This window comes from Chitinolyticbacter meiyuanensis, from assembly GCF_008033135.1.
Taxonomy (GTDB): domain Bacteria; phylum Pseudomonadota; class Gammaproteobacteria; order Burkholderiales; family Chitinibacteraceae; genus Chitinolyticbacter; species Chitinolyticbacter meiyuanensis.
The window spans coordinates 1,358,722-1,376,146 of record NZ_CP041335.1 but is presented as its reverse complement, the minus strand read 5'-3'; the positions used below and the strand labels follow the sequence as shown (position 1 = coordinate 1,376,146).

Below are 17,425 nucleotides of genomic sequence, written 5' to 3'. Positions count from 1 at the left end.
GGTCCTCCTTAGCGACGGCCGCCGCGGCCGCCACCGCCGGTGGAGCGGGTGGGGCGTTGTGCGGTGGAACGGCTGGCCTGGCCACGGTTGCTGGCGGCACGGGTCGCATCGGCGCCCCGGTCGGAGCCTTGGAAGGCCTGGTCACGCTGCGGGGCACGATTGGTCGATGCAGCACCGCTCTGGCGATCTCGCGACTGGGTATCGCGCGACTGGACATCACGGGTATGCCCATCACGGTTCTGCGGGCGTTGACCACTCTGTGCCCGATCACCGCCTTGCGCGCGATCCCGTTCGCGGCTCTGCGCAGTGGTGCGATCGACGGCATCGCGATCGACCTGATTCAGGTTCTTGCGCTCGGCATCGGCCCGGCCGCGGAATTGTTCACGGCTGTCCGCACCCTGCTTGCCGCTGCGGTTGAACTTCTGCTGGGTGGCGTTATCGCGGTACTGCACACCCTTGCGGTGCGTGCTGTCGTGATTCCACTCGCGGTTGCTGATGTTGGTGCGGTTGAAGTTGTTGTAGCGGTTCACGTCGATATCGATGTCGCCGCCACCCCAGTTGCAGTTGCCCCACAGCGCCGAGCCAATGGCCACGCCGACCGTGAAGGAAAAGAAGCTCGCAGCAGCGGTGTAGCCCGGCGGATACCAGTAATACGGCGTGTAGGCCGGATACGGCCAGGCCCCATAGACCACGGTGGGATTGTAGGTGGGCACATAGACCACCTCGGGTTGCGTCGGCTCGATCTTGATCACTGTGGTGCCGGAGGAGGATGCCTCGGTGGTGACCTTCTGCTCCTTGCCGGATTTCAGGTTGCCTTCGGCCTGTGCCTTGGCGCGCAAGCGCTGCACCGCATCCATCACCTCCTTCTGCTGTGCCAGCACCGCATCGCCCAGCTGCTGCGTCCAGTCGAGCTTGTCGTTCATCATCTGCAGCACTTGCGGGAAGGCAGCCAGCGATTTCACGCTGGCGTCCCAGCTTTGCTTGGTCATCGCGTCTTCCAGCGCCTTGTCCTTGACGTTGGGGTTGGCCTTGGACCAGCGCGCCGCCTCGACCACCTCCAGCGGGTAGGTCGCGGCCATCATGATCTGCGCCACCAGGGCATCCGGATACAGGGCGATCGGCGCGGCGAGCTGTTCCAGCTGCTCGGGCTTGAACGGTTTGGCGTCGTCCGCCTGTGCCCAGGGCATGCCCAGGCACAGGGCAAACAACAACAGCACGGTACGTATGGCACGACTCATGGTTTGCTCCCTTTCATGTCAGCAGTGACATGAATATAAGTCAGCGGCATATCACCCGAAAGAACATGTGCGTAAAAAAGCCGCCCTCTTCGGGGCGGCTCGCTTTGCCGGGCGGTTCAATGCTTGGCGTGCAGCCCGCACTCCTTGAACTCGGGGTTCTCCCACCACCAGCGTCCGGCGCGAACATCCTCGCCCATCGCGACGGACCGGGTACAGGGTGCGCAGCCAATCGACGGGTAGAACTGGTCGTGCAGCTTGTTGTACGGCACGTCGTTGCCCTTGATGTAGGCCCAGACGTCCTTCTCGGTCCACTCCAGCAAGGGGTTGAACTTGGCAAGGCCGTTGCCATCGTCCCATTCCTGGTGCGCCATGTCGGTGCGCGTCGGCGACTGCTCGCGACGCAGGCCGGTGATCCAGGCCTTCTTGCCTTCGAGCGCGCGGGCCAGCGGTTCGAGCTTGCGAATGCGGCAGCATTCCTTGCGCAATTCGACCGATTCGTAAAAGGCGTTGATGCCGTTCTGGTTCACGTAGCGCTCGACACTGGCAGCGCTCGGGAAAAAAGTGACCACCTGCGCCGCCGGATAGGTTTCGCGCACCTTGGCCATCAGGTCGTAGGTTTCGGCCGGCAGCCGGCCGGTATCGAGGCTGAACACCTCGATATTGAGCTGGTGCCGGGCGATCAGGTCGGTGATCACCATGTCCTCGGCGCCAAACGAATTGGCAAACACCGCCGGGCTGAACTCGGCCTCGACGCGTCGCAGCACCGCCAGCGTTTCGGCGAGCTTCTGTTCCAGATCCATCATGTGCTCCAGGAGACCGCTGCGCGATCAAAACACCAGTTTCGCACCGATCAGGGCGAGCATGCCAGCCAGGACCGGACGCAGAATGTGATCGGGCATGCGACCGGTAAGCTTGCTGCCCACGTAGATGCCGGGCAGCGAGCCGATCAGCAGGTTGGCGAGCAGATGCCAGTCGATATTGCCGAGCCCAGCGTGGCCCAGGCCCGCAACCAGCGTCAGCGGCACGGCATGGGCGATCTCGGTGCCGACGAGGCGCGCGGTCGGCAGCAGCGGGAACAGCAGGAACAGCGCGATGGTGCCGATGGCACCGGCGCCGATCGACGACAGCGTGACAATCACGCCGAGCAGCACGCCGGTGGCCACGGTGGCCCACAGCCGACGTGGGCCGCCATACAGCGTCTCGCCGACGCCGATGTGGTGCTGGGCAAAGCGCAGCAGTTGCTGCTTGAAGACGATGGCAACTGCCGTCACCAGCAGTGCAATGCCGAGCGAGTGCTTGATCACCGCATTCACCACGGCGGTATCGGCGCGCAGTGCGTGCAGCGCCAGCACGGTCAGCAGGGCGGCGGGCACGCTGCCGGCTGCCAGCCAGCCACAGATCTTCCAGTCGATATTGCGCTGCTTCTGGTGGACATAGACCCCACCCGCCTTGGTGATCGACGCATACAGCAGATCGGTGCCCACGGCCGTGGCCGGATTAACCCCGAAGAACAGCAGAATGGGGGTCATCAGCGACCCGCCGCCGACACCGGTCATGCCCACGATAAAGCCGACCACGAGGCCGGCAACAATGAATCCGATTTCCATGTTGCGCCGATCTTAAATGAAGCGGCGATGATAGCAGCGGGAATATTCGTCCTTATACTGATGTGTTACGATTTTAGAAGCACAGGTTATTTTGACGATTGAATTGGGGGAAAGGCCATGAAGCTGCAGCAACTGCGCTATCTGGTCGAAGTGGCGCGCCAGGGGCTGAATGTCTCGGAAGCGGCAGAAAAACTGCATACCTCGCAGCCGGGGATTTCCAAGCAGATCCGCCTGCTGGAAGACGAGCTCGGCGTGCAGATCTTCATCCGCAACGGCAAGCGCGTGGTCGACGTGACCGCGCCGGGCCGCGAGATCCTGAAGATTTCCGAGCGCATCCTGTTGCAGGCGCAGAACCTCAAGCGCATCGGCGAAGAATTCGTCAACGTGGAAGGAGGCAGTTTGACCATCGCCACCACCCACACCCAGGCCCGCTACGCATTGCCCGCCACCGTGAAGGCCTTCCTCGAGCGTTATCCCAAGGTGCGGCTCTCGATCAAGCAGGGCAGCCCGACGCAGATCAGCGAGATGGTCGTCGATGGCGAAGCGGATCTCGCCGTCGCTACCGAGGGCATCGATCACTACCCCGAGCTCGCCATGCTCGACTGCTACGACTGGAACCGCAGCGTGGTCGTGCCCAATGCGCATCCGCTGGCGGCGCTTGGCCGCACGCTCACGCTGGCCGACATCGCCGCCTACCCGCTGATCACCTACGACTTTGCCTTCACCGGCCGCAGCAAGATCAACCAGGCCTTCGAGCGCTTGGCGCTCACGCCCAACGTGGTGCTCACTGCCATCGATACCGACGTGATCAAGACTTACGTGCGGCTCGGCCTTGGCATCGGCCTGATCGCCGCCATGGCCTACGAGCCCGATCACGACCGCGATCTGGTCTGCATCGACGCAGGCCACCTGTTCGAGAAATCGACCACCCACATCGGTGTGCGCAAGGATGCCTATCTGCGCGGCTACGCCTTCGATTTCATCGAGCTGTTCGCCCCGCACCTCACGCGCGACGTGATCCGCGACAATCTGCTGTGCGAGCCGAGCGACGCAGACGACGAATAGGCCTTCTGCGGCACCAATAAAAAACCGGCCTCTGGGCCGGTTTTTTATTGCATCAACGCTCGCTTACATTTCTTCCAGCACCGCGATACCCAACAGGCCCAAGCCTGTTTTCAGCGTGTTGGCCGCAGCAGCGCACAGCGCCAAGCGGCTGGCGCGGGTTTCGCCATCCGACTTCAGCACCGGGCAGGCCTCGTAGAAGCGGCTGAATCGCGTCGCCAGTTGATACAGGTAGGCGCAGAGGAAATGCGGGCAGGTTTCTGCCGCCACCTGCGACAGCAGATCCGGGAACTGCGCCAGCTGCAGCGCCAGCGCGTGCTCGGCAGGCTCGGTCAGTACCAGCTTGGCGTGGTGATCGAAGCTACCGGCGGCGCGGAAGATGCTGGCCAGCCGCGTATACGCGTACTGCAGGTAGGGTGCAGTGTTGCCCTCGAAGGACAACATGGTGTTCCAGTCGAAGATGTAATCGCTGGTGCGGTGCTTCGAGAGGTCGGCGTACTTCACCGCGCCGATACCGACGGCGCGGGCGATGCTGCGGCGTTTCTCCTCGGCCAGATCCGGATTCTTCTCGCTGACGAGATCAAACGCGCGGCGCTCGGCTTCGTCCAGCAGCTCCACCAGCTTCACCGTGCCGCCGGAGCGGGTTTTGAACGGCTTGCCGTCCTCGCCCATCATGGTGCCGAAGGCGACGTGCTCGGTGGCGATGTCGTCCCCGATGAAGCCCGCCTTGCGGCCCAGCGTGAAGAGCTGCTGGAAATGCAGGCCCTGGCGCGCGTCGACCACGTACAACAGGCGCCGGGCACCGAGCTTCCCGGCGCGATAGCGCAGCGCGGCGAGATCGCTGGTCGAATAGAGATAACCACCATCCTGCTTCTGGATGATGTAGGCCTGCGCCTCGCCTTCCTTGTTCTTGAATTCGTCGAGGAACACCACCTGAGCGCCCTGATCCTCGGTCAGCAAGCCCTTGGCACGCAGGTCGGTCACCACGCGCGGCAGATCGTCGTTGTACGCCGATTCGCCCATCACGTCGTCGCGTTGCAGTTGCACGCCCAGGCGCTCGTACACTGCCTCGCAGTGGGCCAGCGACACTTCGAGGAAACGCTGCCACAGCGCGCGCACCCGCACATCGCCGCCCTGCAGCTTCACCACGTAGTCGCGGGCGCGATCAGCGAAGGCAGCGTCTTCGTCGAAGCGCTGCTTGGCAGCGCGGTAGAAACCTTCCAGGTCATCCAGCGCCAGCTCGTCGCTGCCGGCCTGTTCGGTCTCGACCAGGTAAGCAGTCAGCATGCCGAACTGCGTGCCCCAGTCACCCACGTGGTTCTGCCGCACCACTTGGTCGCCGCGGAAGGCCAGCACCCGCGCCAGCGCGTCGCCGATGATGGTCGAGCGCAGGTGACCGACGTGCATTTCCTTGGCGAGGTTAGGCGACGAATAGTCGATCACCACCTTGTCGCCAGCGTGGCGACCGGTGCCGAGCTGCACATCCGCCTGCTGGCGCATCACGGTGCCGGCGAGGAAATCGTCGGCCAGCGTGATGTTGATGAAGCCCGGACCGGCGATCTCGATCTTGCTGGCAATCCCGTCGAGCTGCAGCGCAGCCACCACCTTGGTAGCGAGCTCGCGCGGATTGGACTTCAGCGCCTTGGCTGCGCCCATCACCCCATTGGCCTGATAGTCACCGAACTCCGGTTTGGACGACGGTTGGACCACCGGGGCGGCGTCGGGCGCACCGGCGGCGGCCAGGGCGGCCGCCACGCGGCTGGAAAGGAGCTCGTGCAAGGTCATGAGGGTCTCGGGCAAATCGCAAAAGCGCCATTCTACCGGATTCCGCCCACCTGCTTGCCGGGCCGGGACGGGCGCATTGCGGTAGAATCGCCCGCCTGATGTCGACCGTTGCCCAGCCCTCCCCCACCGCCCAGCAAGTGCTGGAACACGTGTTCGGTTACCGCGCCTTTCGCGGTGCGCAGGCCGCCATCGTCGACACGCTGGCCGCTGGCGCCGATGCACTGGTGCTGATGCCCACCGGCGGCGGCAAATCACTGTGCTACCAGGTGCCGGCGTTGCTGCGCGATGGCTGTGGCGTGGTGGTGTCGCCGCTGATCGCGCTGATGCAGGACCAGGTCGATGCGCTGCGCGAGCTGGGCGTGGCCGCGGCCTTCCTCAATTCCACGCTCGATGCGGATGCCGCCCGCGAGGTGGAGCGCGCCTTTGTCACCGGCGAGCTCAAGCTGCTTTACGTTGCACCCGAGCGCCTCGTCACACCGCGGTTCCAGTCGTTGTTGACCCGCGCACGCATCGCGCTCTTCGCCATCGACGAGGCGCATTGCGTCTCGGCCTGGGGCCACGATTTCCGCCCGGAATACCTGCAGCTCTCGGTCCTGGCCGAGCAGTTCCCCGGTGTGCCGCGGATCGCGCTCACCGCCACCGCCGATCACGCCACGCGCCAGGACATCATCGGCCGGCTGCGGCTGGAGGAGGCGAGCCAGTTCGTTTCCAGCTTCGATCGACCCAACCTGCGCTACACCATCGTCGAGAAGAAAAGCGCGCGCGAGCAGCTGCTCGCCTTCATCCGCCGTGAGCACGAGGGCGATTCGGGCATCGTCTACTGCCTGTCGCGCAAGAAGGTGGAGGACACCGCCGCCTGGCTGCGCAGCAAGGAAATCAAGGCCCTGCCCTACCACGCCGGCATGGATGCCGAAACGCGCGCGCGCAACCAACAGATCTTCATCCGCGACGAAGGCGTGGTCATGGTCGCCACCATCGCCTTCGGCATGGGCATCGACAAGCCAGATGTGCGCTTCGTCGCCCATCTCGACCTGCCCAAGAGCATCGAGAACTACTACCAGGAAACCGGCCGTGCCGGCCGTGATGGCGCCGCCGCCGATGCCTGGCTGGCCTATGGCCTGAACGACGTGATGCTGCTCACCGAGATGATCGAGGGCGGCAACAGCGCCGATGAGCAAAAGGCGGTCGAGCGCGCCAAGCTCTCGGCCATGCTCGGCCTGTGCGAAGCCACCGGCTGCCGCCGCATCGCGCTGCTCGGCTATTTCGGCGAGGAGACCGGCGCCTGCGGCAACTGCGACAACTGCCTGAATCCACCGCAGCTGATCGACCACAGCCAGAATGCCAAGAAGGCGCTGTCCTGCGTGTTCCGCACCGGCAACCGCTTCGGCGTCGGCCATCTCGTCGACGTGCTGCAGGGTAAGCCTACGCCCAAGGTGAAGGAGTTCTGCCACGACCGCGTCTCCACCTTCGGCATCGGCAGCGACACCGACGAGCCCACCTGGCGCGCCATCTACCGCCAACTGCTGGCCCGCGGCGCCTTGCGGCTCAACCCCGAAGGCCACGGCGGGCTGGAGCTGACCGATGCCGCACGCAGCTACCTCAAGGGTGACGCCCCGCTGGCACTACGCGCCCGCGCCGAGAAATTCCACTACCGTGGCGAGCGCGACAGCGGCTTTGCCACCAGCGCCGACACCGCCCTGTGGCAGGCGTTGAAGAAGCTGCGCAAGGAACTCGCGGACGCACAGAACGTGCCGGCCTACGTGATCTTTGGCGATGCCACGCTGCGAGAGATGGTGCGCCAGCGCCCAGGCGATCATTACGAGCTATCGCGGATCAGCGGTGTGGGCGATCGCAAGCTGGAGAAGTATGGGGATGATTTTTTGAAGGTGATCGGGACGCATCTGTAGTGCGGCAGGCAAGCCGATGAGGCCGTCCAGCCCACGGCCAGATTGTGGCCAAAGGGGGCCGATTGATCCCCTTTGGACGTTGCGTACAGCCTTGCCAGCGCCATTACACCGCGATTTGTGAACGGCGCTTATTCGACAACTCCTTCCAGCTCGGTTTGCAAGAAGGAGGGGTTCTCGATCAGCCTTGCTGCCATCTGCTTCGCAGCATGAAACGCCTTCTCGTCCAAAGCAGGCTCGATGCCATTCATGGCGTCTCTCGCAAGTTCATCCCCACCCTCTGCGACGATGCTGTGTAGCGCGTAGGCCACCACCAGATTCTTCGGCACGACATTCCCCCGCTCGTACAAGGTGGCCAGCTCTTCGTACGCCTGCTTAGGCTTCTGCTGCGCTGCAGTGATGAACCAGTTCCGAGCCGTTTTCCCGTTATGTCTCACGCCCCAGCCATATGCATACTGGCGTCCGATGGCAATTTGCGCGGCGGCATTGCCCTGTTCCGCAGCTTTGCGATGCCAACGCGCAGCCTCGGCGAAGTCGCGTGGCACACCTCGGGCATTGATGTAGATCTGTCCCAGGCTGTACTGGGCCAGCGCGTAGCCCTGCTCTGCCGCAGTCAGATACCAGTGGATAGCCAGCTTCGTATTCTTGGGCACGCCCAAGCCAAGCTCATAGGCCGCGCCCAATCTGAACTGATATGCCGGGTCCCCGGCTTTAGCCTGTTCGGTGATTTGCTCGATTTCCGACTGGTTTTCCTGCTCTTCGGCGGGGGCCGCAGTTGCAACGACGGCCAGGGAACACAGCAGCGCGCAGCACGAATAACGCAGGGATATCGGATTTGGCATGGCTGACTCGATGGTTAGATTGGGTTGCATCGATAGGGCGTACAAGTGCTCGGACAACGAGCTGATCGCGAATCAGCGGCGTCAGCGATCGCAAGCTGGAGAAGTATGGCGATGATTTCCTGAAGGTGATCGGGACTCACCTGTAACGAGGTGCCAATCCGGTGCCAATCCAGCGGATTGAACTCACAAAGCGTATCAAGCCTTCGATCTAATCTTCATCCTTGCCAACCGGATCTGGCTGCAAGTATCGCCAAAGCACCTTGCCTAAGAGGCGGAAGAGGAAAAACCAGAAGATGAACAACGCGATGGATGCTGCAGTCCTGATACCGTACATCGGCAAGCCATCATTGTTGCAACCCGCTTTCGCCATGGTCTGCTCGATGTAACCGAAACAGATCATGCATAGAATTGCGCCCGCAATACCTGCTACCAGCTCAATTGATTTCCTAACTAGCGGAAGTGGGGATGTATCCATGCCTGCGCTTCCCGAATGCTTGCCAACCCACACGTGAACGTTCGACGGAGCTTGCAAAAAAACTGATTGCAACGAACCCACCCCCCATTCAAAACTGACAGCTATAAAGTCCGCCGCTCCACCAGCGCCTGCGCCAGCGTGCCCGGATCGACATGCTCCAGCTCGCCACCGACCGGCAAGCCGCGGGCGATGCGGCTGACAGTGAGGCCGCGCGCGCGCAGCGTTTCGGCCAGATAGTGCGCGGTGGCTTCGCCCTCGACGGTGAAGTTGGTGGCGATCACCACTTCCTCCACCATGCCATCGCCGGCGCGCTCCAGCAGGCGGGCGAGCGCGATGTCCTTGGGGCCGATGCCGTCGAGCGGGCTCAAGCGCCCCATCAGCACGAAGTAGAGGCCGTGATAGGCCAGCGTCTGCTCGACCATCATCAGGTCGGTCGGCATTTCCACCACGCACAGCCGGCTGACATCACGCCCCTCGTCGGCGCAGATGTCGCAGACCTCGGCCTCGGTGAAGGTGTTGCAGCGCCGGCAATGCCTGAGCGTGGCGATCGCGTATTCGATCGCATGCGCCAGGTTCACTGCGCCGCCCTGGTCGCGCTGCAGCAGGTGGTAGGCCATGCGCGTGGCGGATTTGGGGCCGACGCCAGGCAGCACGCGTAGCGCTTCGATCAGCTGGTTGAGGGAAGACGGGGTCATGGTGACGGCGGTAGGCGCCACGCTGCGTGCAATGCGGCATGGCGCCTCAGAGGATCAGAACGGCAGCTTGAAGCCCGGCGGCAGCGGCAGGCCAGCGGTGAAGCTGGCCATCTTTTCCTGGCTGGTGGCTTCGGCCTTGCGGGCCGCATCGTTGAAGGCGGCAGCGATCAGGTCTTCCAGCATGTCCTTGTCGTCCGACAGCAGCGAATCGTCGATGGAGACGCGCTTGACCGCGTGACCGCAGGTCATCACCACCTTGACCATGCCGGCGCCGGCCTGGCCTTCCACCTCGACATTGGCCAGCTCTTCCTGCGCCTTCTTCATGTTGTCCTGCATTTTCTGGGCCTGTTGCATCAGGTTGCCCAAACCGCCTTTGTTGAACATGGGGGTAACTCCTGTAGAGCTTGGATTGAATGGATCAGAGCGGCCGGATGGTATCTGGCACCACGGTGGCACCAAAATCGCGCACCATGGCCTGCACGAAGGGGTCGTTCTGGATAGCGTCGACGGCGGCCGCCTGGCGCGCCGCCCGCTCACGGGTGGCGATCGCCGCTGGCGTATCGCCGGTCGATTCGCCAAGGGTGACGTTCACGTTGATGTCGCGGCCGTAATACTCCGCCAGCACTGCGCGCAATTTATCCTGGTAGTCACGCGTGGCCACGGCCTTGTGCTCGGCGGATACGCGCAGCTCAAAATGACCGGGACGATAGTCGACCAACTCGGCGTGCTGCGCCAGCATGCCGGCGGCACCCAGCTTCAACTGCACCACCAGGCTGCGCCAGTCGCCATCGAATTCGGGAGGGGGGCCGGCCGGTATCGCAGGGGCAGCGGGCTCAGACTCTATCGCTGGCGACGATGCCACGCCGAACGATTGCAAGGCCAGCTCCGCGGCATCGATCACGGCAGGCGCTTCATCCTGCCACGGTGGAATCGGCGCGTTGCCTGGAGCGGCATAGGCAGCAGGTTCAGTCACGGCCGGCTGTGGGAGCGGCACCGGTTTGCTGGCTGCGACGACGGGCGTGGGTGCTGGCCTCGGCACCTGCACCGCAGCTGCTTGCGGCGCGGGCACGGCAGCCTGGGCAGTCGCAGGCGTTGCTTCAGCTGTTGCCTGCATGGGCTGGGCCGCAGCGCTAGCGGTGCCAGCACTGCTGATCGTCGCCGTAGGAGATGCAACGCGAGCGGCCAACCCCGCATCCGTGGGTGAACTAGGTCGAGTCGTTGGCCCTGGTTCGACCGACGAACTCGCTCGACTCACCTGCCCCGGCGCTGCCGGGGAGTTTGCTCGACTTACTTGCCCTGGCTCCGCCGGAGCAAAGGCCAGCATCCGCAGCAGCGTCATCGAAAAGCCGGCGTACTCGTCCGGCGCCAGTGGCAAATCACGCCGACCATGCAGCGCGATCTGGTAGTAAAGCTGTGCATCCTCGGGCGCAAGTGCAGCGGCGACGGCTTCGATGTCGGCACGCTGCGGCAGCTCGTCGCCGAGTGCGCCAGGCACAGCCTGGACCAAGGCGATCTGATGCAGCACGTGTGCTAATTCATGCAGGGCGGCTTCGTAAGAGAGGCCACGCGCGGCGATGCCATCCGCGGCCTGCATCAAACGCAGGCCATCCTTGGCGATCAGCGCGGCGAGGATGTCGAACAGGTAACTCTGGTCGACGGCGCCGAGCATGGCGCGCACGCCGGCCTCCTCCACCTTGCCAGCGCCGTAGGCGATGGCTTGGTCGAGCAGCGAGAGCGCATCGCGCATCGAGCCATTGGCGGCGTGGCCCAGAAGCGGCAGCGCGCTGGCTTCGAATGGCAGTTGCTCGGCGTCCAGCACCTTCTGCAGGTGGCCGGCCACCTGTTGCGGCGTCATCTGCCGCAGCGAAAACTGCAGGCAGCGGCTCAGCACCGTGATCGGCATCTTCTGCGGATCGGTGGTGGCGAGGATGAACTTCACGTGGCCGGGTGGCTCTTCCAGCGTCTTCAGCATCGCGTTGAAGGCGCTCTTGGAGAGCATATGCACTTCATCGATGATGTAGACCTTGAACCGGCCTGCGGTGGGCGCGTACTGGGCGTTGTCCAGCACCTCGCGGATATTGTCGATGCCGGTGTTGGACGCGGCATCGATTTCCAAGAGGTCAACGAAACGACCGGCATCGATCTGGGTGCAGGCGGAACAGGTGCCGCAGGGCTCGGCGGTAACGCCGGTCTCGCAATTGAGCGCCTTGGCCATGATGCGCGCGATGGTGGTCTTGCCCACGCCGCGCGTACCGGTCAGCAGGTAGGCATGGTGCAGCCGGCCGTTGGCGAATGCGTTCGCCAGTGCGCGGATCACGTGCTCTTGCCCGACGAGTTGGGCAAAATTGCGGGGGCGCCACTTGCGGGCGAGAACTTGATAGGCCATGGCGGCGATTCTAGCAGATCGCTCCCGGCCTTCAGCGACGACCATGACCGAACCACTTCCCGACTATCCGGCTGATGATCCACCACCCGAGCCGCCGTACGAGCCCGCCTTCGAAGAATGCTGCGGCAACGGCTGCGATCCCTGCATTTTCGATACCTACAACGCTGCGCTGCAGCAGTACCGGCGCCAGCTTGCCGAGTGGCAGGCCCGCCAGGCGGCCCGGCTAGGAAACCCATGATCCGTTCCCTGATCTGTATCGCGCTGGCTGGCCTGTTGGCCCACGCCGGCGCCGCCGAGCTCTCCGGCCCGCCTGGTCCGGTACTCGATGCCATGCGCAGCGCCAAGCTGCCAGCCGGCGCACTGTCGCTGGCCGTCGTGCCGCTATCGCGGCCGCAGGATGCGTTGTATTTCAATGCCGACGCCGCCGTGAACCCGGCCTCGGTGATGAAGCTTGTCACCACCCAGGTGGCGCTGGAGCGGCTGGGGCCCGCGTATGCCTGGACCACCGAGCTGCTGGCCGATGGCCCGGTGGTCGAGGGCGTGCTCAAGGGCAACCTGTACCTGAGGGGCGGCGGGGATCCCAAGCTTACTTACGAGCGGGTGTGGCTGCTGCTGCGCGATCTACGCTCGGCCGGAGTGAAGCGCATCGCCGGCGATCTGGTGCTCGATCGCTCCGCGTTGCGGCTGCCGCCAGCCGGTGCGTTCGACGACGACGAAGGTGATCCGGCACGGCCCTTCCTGGTCGCGCCCGATGCGCTGCTCGCCAACTTCAAATCGGTACGGGTACGGGTGCTCGCCGATGGCGGCATCGTGCGCGTCAGCGTCGAGCCGCCGATCGCCGAGATCTCGATCGAGAATGCCGCGAAGGTGGCCGGCAGCGGCTGCAACGCGGCGATCAGCGCCGACAGCGAGGCCACGCGCGCCAGGGTGCGCGTCAGCGGCAACCTGGCGGAGGGCTGCAGCAGCGAGCGCTATGTGTCGGTGCTCGATACCCTCAGCTACACCGGCGGCCTCGTGCGCGCCATCTGGCGCGAGCTCGGCGGCGAGATCGCCGGCAGCACGCGTCAGGGCGCAACGCCGGCCAGCTCCCGCTCGCTGGCCAGCTCCCGCTCGCCCGACGTGGTGAGCGTGATCCGCGACGTGAACAAGTTCAGCAACAACCTGATGGCCCGCCAGCTGTTCCTCACGCTGGGCGCCAGCAATCGGCAGGGCGAGGCCGACGATGCACAGTCCGCCGCCCGCATCGTGCGCGAATGGCTCAAGGACAACCGGCTCAACTGGCCGGAACTGGTGCTGGAGAACGGCTCCGGTTTGTCGCGCCGCGAGCGGGTATCGGCGCGCCACTTGGCCGAACTGCTGCTGCAGGCCGCTGCCGGCCCTTATGCGCCCGAGTTCATGTCCTCGCTGCCCATCGTTGCCGTGGACGGTACCATGAAGCGCCGGCTCAAGGGCGCGGATGTCGCCGCCCACGTCAAGACCGGCACGCTGAAGAACGTGCGCGCAGTGGCCGGCTACGTGCTGGCCGAGGATGGCGAGCGCTATGCGGTGGTCGGCGTGCTCAACCACGCGCAGGCGCCCGGCGGCGCACCGACGCTCGACGCGCTGCTGCGCTGGGTCAGCGAGGCTCGCCCGGCGCGGCAAGTCACGGTAAAATAATGCGTTTTTCCATCCGCCCTTGCTCAAGGGCGGTTTCCATTTGGATCGCGACGATCCGCGCGGAAGCCGCCATGCGCAACGGGCACACTCAAGGCCAGGCATGGACAAGATCCTGATTCTCGATTTCGGCTCCCAGGTTACCCAGCTGATCGCACGCCGCGTGCGCGAAGCACACGTGTACTGCGAGCTGCATCCGTTCGACGTGGGCATGGACTTCATCCGCGAATTCGCGCCCAAGGCCATCATCCTGTCCGGCGGCCCGAACTCGGTGTACGAATCGGATTACCAAGCCGACCCGGCGCTGTTCGAGCTCGGCGTGCCGGTGCTCGGCATCTGCTATGGCATGCAGTGGATGGCGCAATCGTTGGGCGGCAAGGTGGAAAGCGGTGACAAGCGCGAGTTCGGCTATGCCGAGATCCGCGCCCGCGGCCACTCGCAGCTGTTCAACGGCCTGCAGGATCGCAGCAATGCCGAAGGCCACGGCCTATTGGACGTGTGGATGAGCCACGGCGACAAGGTCACCGCGCTGCCCGATGGCTTCAAGATGATCGCCGAGACCCCATCCTGCCCGGTGGCGGCCATGGCCGATGAGAACCGCCATTTCTACGGCGTGCAGTTCCACCCGGAAGTGACCCACACCAAGCGCGGCACCGACATGCTGCACCGCTTCGTGCTCGGCATCGCCGGCGCGCAGCCCAGCTGGACCATGCCCAACTACATCGACGAAGCGGTGAAGAAGATCCGCGACCAGGTCGGTGACGAGGAAGTGATCCTCGGCCTGTCGGGCGGGGTCGACTCCAGCGTGGCGGCCGCGCTGATCCACCGCGCCATCGGCGACCAGCTCACCTGCGTGTTCGTCGATCACGGCCTGTTGCGCCTGAACGAAGGCGACATGGTGATGGACATGTTCGCGCGCGGCCTCGGCGTGAAGGTGATCCGCGTGGATGCCCGCGACCAGTTCATGGGCCATCTGGCTGGCGTGACCGATCCGGAAGCCAAGCGCAAGATCATAGGCCGCGAGTTCGTCGAGGTGTTCCAGGCTGAGGCCAAGAAGCTGCCGGCCGCCAAGTGGCTGGCACAGGGCACCATCTACCCGGATGTGATCGAATCGGCCGGCGCCAAGACCAAGAAAGCGCATGCGATCAAGAGCCACCACAACGTGGGTGGCCTGCCGGAAACACTGAACCTCAAGCTGCTCGAACCGCTGCGCGACCTGTTCAAGGACGAAGTGCGCGAGCTCGGCGTGGCGCTGGGCCTGTCGCACGAGATGGTCTACCGCCACCCATTCCCGGGCCCGGGTCTCGGCGTACGGATTCTCGGTGAAGTGAAGGCCGAATATGCCGAACTGCTGCAACGGGCAGACGCCATCTTCATCGAAGAGCTGCGCAATACCGTGGACGAGCACAGCGGCAAGACCTGGTACGACCTGACCTCGCAGGCCTTTGCCGTGTTCCTGCCGGTGAAATCAGTCGGCGTGATGGGCGATGGCCGCACCTACGAATGGGTGGTGGCGCTGCGCGCCGTGGTCACCAGCGATTTCATGACCGCCCACTGGGCGGAGCTGCCGTACAGCCTGCTGGGCCGCGTGTCGAACCGCATCATCAATGAAGTACGCGGCCTCAACCGCGTGGTCTACGACGTATCCGGCAAGCCGCCGGCGACCATCGAGTGGGAATGATCTCCGCGCGGCCCAACCGGCTGCGCGACTGATCAGCAAAAACCCCGGCCTGATGCCGGGGTTTTTTGTCGGTGGACCGCGTGAAGGCTAGAAGCGGTTGAACGACGCCTCGTCCACCTCCTCGCCGTCTTCCACCACCGGCACTGGCTTGGCGATGGGCTTGGCCTTGCGCTTCTTGCGACTGGCAGCAACGCGCTCGCCGCGATCGATCTGGAAGAACTGGATCATCTCCTGCAACTGGATCGCCTGCGCGCTCATCTCCTCGGCCGTGGAGCTCAGCTCCTCCGAGGCTGAGGCATTCATCTGGGTGGTCTGCGCCAGCTGGCTGACCGAGGCATTGATCTGGTCGAGCCCGCTGGTCTGTTCGTGCGAGGCGGAAGCGATCTCCTGCACCAGATCGGCCGTCTTCCTGATCGAGGGCACCATCTGGTCGAGCAGGCTGCCGGCGCGCTCGGCCAGCGTCACGCTGCTGGCCGCCACTTCGCCGATCTCCTGCGCGGCCACCTGGCTGCGCTCCGCCAGCTTGCGCACTTCGGCCGCCACCACGGCGAACCCCTTGCCGTGCTCGCCCGCCCGCGCCGCCTCGATGGCGGCATTGAGCGCCAAGAGATTGGTCTGGTAGGCGATGTCGTCGACGATGCCGATCTTGCTGGCGATCTGCCGCATCGCCGCCACCGTCTGCTTCACTGCCTCGCCACCGTCGGTGGCATCGCCGGCACTGCTGGTGGCCATGCCGTCGGTCACGCGGGCGTTCTCGGCATTCTGCGCCACCGTGGCCGAGATCTCCTCGACCGAGGCGCTGGTTTCCTCGACGTTCGCCGCCTGCTCCGATGCATTCTGGCTGAGCGATTGCGCCGAGGCGGATACCTCCTCCGAGGCCGAGGCGATGGCGCTCGCTGCCGTGCTGACTTCACCGAGCACGCTGTTGAGCTGGGTGATCATGCCCTTGATGTGATACAGCATGCTGATGGTGTCCCCCGCCGGCACCGGCACCTCCACCGTCAGGTCGCCTTCCGAAACCCGCTGCAACGCATGCGCGGACAGCCGCAGGTGCTCGATCATCTGCTGGATGCTGTAGAGCATGCTGGTGGTGTCGCCCTCGCGGACCTGCACGTTCTGCGACAGATCGCCGATCGCCACCCGCTGCATCACCCGGACCGCGGCATCGGGCTCGCCCCCGACTTGCCGGGTGATCAAGCGGGTCAGCACCAGCCCCATCACCACCGAAAACACCAGCGCCCCGCCTATGCCCCAAAGCGTGCTGCGCCGGGCCTGCGCCAGCCGTTCCTCGTTACTGGCGTTGGCATTGGCCGCCTGCTTCTGGTTGTGCGCGCTGAGCTGGCGCAAGCCCTCGTCGACCTTCTCGATATCAGCGCGCAAGGCGCCGTTGACCAGCGCCACCGCCTCGGCCTGCTGGCCGCCCTTGAGCAGATCGATCGCACGCTGGGTCTGCCGCAGGTAGGCCGGCAGGGCCGCCTTCGCCGCCTCCCGGAGTTCCTCTTCCTGCTGGTTGGCCTTGGTGGCGAGGTACAGCTGCCAATACTTGTTGAAATCGGCGAGGTACTGCTCGCCCCGCTGCAGCGAGCCGGCGAACTGTTCGGGATTATCCACCTGCGACAGCAGCCGCACCGTCGAGCGTCCATGCAGCACGATGGAGAGATTGGCCTGCGACAAGTAGCTGATGCCCATCAGGTTGTTGTCGTACATGCCGCGCATCTGGTCGCCGGCACGCTCGGCGTTGTCGAGCCCCCACCAACCGATGAACAACGTGAGCAACGCCGACAGCAGGAATGCCGCCAACAGCTTGGTACCCAATCGCAAACGCATGAACCAGCCCATGACCATCCTCCTCTCCAAACCCTGCCACTTCGAAAGCCGGCAGATAAAATCGCGACAATTTCCAGCAAGAACAAACGATGCTGTTTGTCACCTTTATAAGTCGCCGGGAGGGGCATGCAAGCGCTGCAGGCTGGATGAACGGTGCAAGGCCGCACATGGGCGTCCATGATGGAAAATCACCGCTGGGGAATTTCCATCTGGCTGATCACGTGTTAGCCGATATATAAGAGAACGATGAATGCGAATCTGATCTCGCCA

At 64.3% G+C, this 17,425-nt stretch carries 16 protein-coding genes; 6 read left to right on the top strand and 10 right to left on the bottom strand.

From position 1 onward, the window contains the following. Positions 1 to 8 precede the first annotated feature (8 nt). From FLM21_RS06565 to FLM21_RS06555, 3 genes are all read right to left on the bottom strand, one after another. Positions 9 to 1,238, bottom strand: a complete 1,230-nt coding sequence (locus FLM21_RS06565) for a DUF3300 domain-containing protein (protein ID WP_148714795.1) — start codon at positions 1,236 to 1,238, stop codon at positions 9 to 11. Positions 1,239 to 1,354: 116 nt separating this feature from the next. Then, positions 1,355 to 2,038: a phosphoadenylyl-sulfate reductase gene (locus FLM21_RS06560; protein WP_148717468.1), complete on the bottom strand. Its 684-nt coding sequence runs from the start codon at positions 2,036 to 2,038 to the stop codon at positions 1,355 to 1,357. A gap of 27 nt (positions 2,039 to 2,065) precedes the next feature. Beyond that, positions 2,066 to 2,845: a sulfite exporter TauE/SafE family protein gene (locus tag FLM21_RS06555; RefSeq protein ID WP_148714794.1), complete on the bottom strand. Its 780-nt coding sequence runs from the start codon at positions 2,843 to 2,845 to the stop codon at positions 2,066 to 2,068. A gap of 117 nt (positions 2,846 to 2,962) precedes the next feature. Here FLM21_RS06555 and cysB point away from each other — a divergent pair, with 117 nt between their 5' ends. Continuing rightward, a complete protein-coding gene (cysB, locus tag FLM21_RS06550) occupies positions 2,963 to 3,910 on the top strand; it encodes an HTH-type transcriptional regulator CysB (RefSeq protein ID WP_148714793.1) in 948 nt (315 codons plus the stop codon). Between the two features lie 63 nt (positions 3,911 to 3,973). Here the strand turns inward: cysB and argS are convergent, their stop codons facing one another. Beyond that, complete coding sequence (gene argS, locus FLM21_RS06545; RefSeq protein WP_148714792.1) at positions 3,974 to 5,692, bottom strand: arginine--tRNA ligase; 1,719 nt, start codon at positions 5,690 to 5,692, stop codon at positions 3,974 to 3,976. A gap of 98 nt (positions 5,693 to 5,790) precedes the next feature. Here argS and recQ point away from each other — a divergent pair, with 98 nt between their 5' ends. Further along, positions 5,791 to 7,599 (top strand): DNA helicase RecQ, encoded by a 1,809-nt coding sequence (gene recQ / locus FLM21_RS06540; protein ID WP_148714791.1) that lies wholly within the window; start codon positions 5,791 to 5,793, stop codon positions 7,597 to 7,599. A 128-nt stretch (positions 7,600 to 7,727) separates the two neighbouring features. On the opposite strand, the gene FLM21_RS06535 is transcribed toward recQ, so the two are convergent. From FLM21_RS06535 to dnaX, 5 genes are all read right to left on the bottom strand, one after another. Beyond that, positions 7,728 to 8,438, bottom strand: a complete 711-nt coding sequence (locus FLM21_RS06535) for a tetratricopeptide repeat protein (protein ID WP_187360116.1) — start codon at positions 8,436 to 8,438, stop codon at positions 7,728 to 7,730. A gap of 208 nt (positions 8,439 to 8,646) precedes the next feature. Continuing rightward, positions 8,647 to 8,913: a hypothetical protein gene (locus tag FLM21_RS06525; RefSeq protein WP_148714789.1), complete on the bottom strand. Its 267-nt coding sequence runs from the start codon at positions 8,911 to 8,913 to the stop codon at positions 8,647 to 8,649. Positions 8,914 to 9,014: 101 nt separating this feature from the next. Continuing rightward, positions 9,015 to 9,608: a recombination mediator RecR gene (recR, locus tag FLM21_RS06520; protein ID WP_148714788.1), complete on the bottom strand. Its 594-nt coding sequence runs from the start codon at positions 9,606 to 9,608 to the stop codon at positions 9,015 to 9,017. A 54-nt stretch (positions 9,609 to 9,662) separates the two neighbouring features. Next, entirely contained in the window at positions 9,663 to 9,992 is a 330-nt protein-coding gene (locus tag FLM21_RS06515; RefSeq protein ID WP_148714787.1) for a YbaB/EbfC family nucleoid-associated protein, read from the bottom strand. 34 nt (positions 9,993 to 10,026) lie between these two features. Further along, positions 10,027 to 11,994: a DNA polymerase III subunit gamma/tau gene (gene dnaX, locus FLM21_RS06510; protein WP_148714786.1), complete on the bottom strand. Its 1,968-nt coding sequence runs from the start codon at positions 11,992 to 11,994 to the stop codon at positions 10,027 to 10,029. Between the two features lie 43 nt (positions 11,995 to 12,037). Between dnaX and FLM21_RS06505 the strand changes: the two genes are divergently transcribed. From FLM21_RS06505 to guaA, 3 genes are all read left to right on the top strand, one after another. Beyond that, positions 12,038 to 12,232 carry an oxidoreductase-like domain-containing protein gene (locus tag FLM21_RS06505; protein ID WP_148714785.1) on the top strand — a complete coding sequence of 65 codons (195 nt, stop codon included), beginning with the start codon at positions 12,038 to 12,040 and terminating at the stop codon, positions 12,230 to 12,232. Then, entirely contained in the window at positions 12,229 to 13,650 is a 1,422-nt protein-coding gene (gene dacB, locus FLM21_RS06500) for a D-alanyl-D-alanine carboxypeptidase/D-alanyl-D-alanine endopeptidase (protein WP_148714784.1), read from the top strand. Before FLM21_RS06505 ends, dacB begins: the two co-directional genes overlap by 4 nt. A 100-nt stretch (positions 13,651 to 13,750) precedes the next feature. Next, positions 13,751 to 15,328: a glutamine-hydrolyzing GMP synthase gene (gene guaA / locus FLM21_RS06495; RefSeq protein WP_148714783.1), complete on the top strand. Its 1,578-nt coding sequence runs from the start codon at positions 13,751 to 13,753 to the stop codon at positions 15,326 to 15,328. Positions 15,329 to 15,415: 87 nt separating this feature from the next. Here the strand turns inward: guaA and FLM21_RS06490 are convergent, their stop codons facing one another. Beyond that, positions 15,416 to 17,167, bottom strand: a complete 1,752-nt coding sequence (locus tag FLM21_RS06490) for a methyl-accepting chemotaxis protein (RefSeq protein WP_148714782.1) — start codon at positions 17,165 to 17,167, stop codon at positions 15,416 to 15,418. Between the two features lie 77 nt (positions 17,168 to 17,244). Between FLM21_RS06490 and FLM21_RS20770 the strand changes: the two genes are divergently transcribed. Next, complete coding sequence (locus tag FLM21_RS20770) at positions 17,245 to 17,394, top strand: hypothetical protein (RefSeq protein WP_187360115.1); 150 nt, start codon at positions 17,245 to 17,247, stop codon at positions 17,392 to 17,394. Positions 17,395 to 17,425 lie beyond the last annotated feature (31 nt).

Excerpts from the sequence above, each read along its gene's own strand:
- FLM21_RS06565 (WP_148714795.1), bottom strand. The coding sequence starts at position 1,238 with ATGAGTCGTGCCATACGTACCGTGCTGTTGTTGTTTGCCCTGTGCCTG.
- FLM21_RS06560 (WP_148717468.1), bottom strand. The coding sequence starts at position 2,038 with ATGGATCTGGAACAGAAGCTCGCCGAAACGCTGGCGGTGCTGCGACGC.
- FLM21_RS06555 (WP_148714794.1), bottom strand. The coding sequence starts at position 2,845 with ATGGAAATCGGATTCATTGTTGCCGGCCTCGTGGTCGGCTTTATCGTG.
- cysB (WP_148714793.1), top strand. The coding sequence starts at position 2,963 with ATGAAGCTGCAGCAACTGCGCTATCTGGTCGAAGTGGCGCGCCAGGGG.
- argS (WP_148714792.1), bottom strand. The coding sequence starts at position 5,692 with ATGACCTTGCACGAGCTCCTTTCCAGCCGCGTGGCGGCCGCCCTGGCC.
- recQ (WP_148714791.1), top strand. The coding sequence starts at position 5,791 with ATGTCGACCGTTGCCCAGCCCTCCCCCACCGCCCAGCAAGTGCTGGAA.
- FLM21_RS06535 (WP_187360116.1), bottom strand. The coding sequence starts at position 8,438 with ATGCCAAATCCGATATCCCTGCGTTATTCGTGCTGCGCGCTGCTGTGT.
- FLM21_RS06525 (WP_148714789.1), bottom strand. The coding sequence starts at position 8,913 with ATGGATACATCCCCACTTCCGCTAGTTAGGAAATCAATTGAGCTGGTA.
- recR (WP_148714788.1), bottom strand. The coding sequence starts at position 9,608 with ATGACCCCGTCTTCCCTCAACCAGCTGATCGAAGCGCTACGCGTGCTG.
- FLM21_RS06515 (WP_148714787.1), bottom strand. The coding sequence starts at position 9,992 with ATGTTCAACAAAGGCGGTTTGGGCAACCTGATGCAACAGGCCCAGAAA.
- dnaX (WP_148714786.1), bottom strand. The coding sequence starts at position 11,994 with ATGGCCTATCAAGTTCTCGCCCGCAAGTGGCGCCCCCGCAATTTTGCC.
- FLM21_RS06505 (WP_148714785.1), top strand. The coding sequence starts at position 12,038 with ATGACCGAACCACTTCCCGACTATCCGGCTGATGATCCACCACCCGAG.
- dacB (WP_148714784.1), top strand. The coding sequence starts at position 12,229 with ATGATCCGTTCCCTGATCTGTATCGCGCTGGCTGGCCTGTTGGCCCAC.
- guaA (WP_148714783.1), top strand. The coding sequence starts at position 13,751 with ATGGACAAGATCCTGATTCTCGATTTCGGCTCCCAGGTTACCCAGCTG.
- FLM21_RS06490 (WP_148714782.1), bottom strand. The coding sequence starts at position 17,167 with ATGGGCTGGTTCATGCGTTTGCGATTGGGTACCAAGCTGTTGGCGGCA.
- FLM21_RS20770 (WP_187360115.1), top strand. The coding sequence starts at position 17,245 with ATGCTGTTTGTCACCTTTATAAGTCGCCGGGAGGGGCATGCAAGCGCT.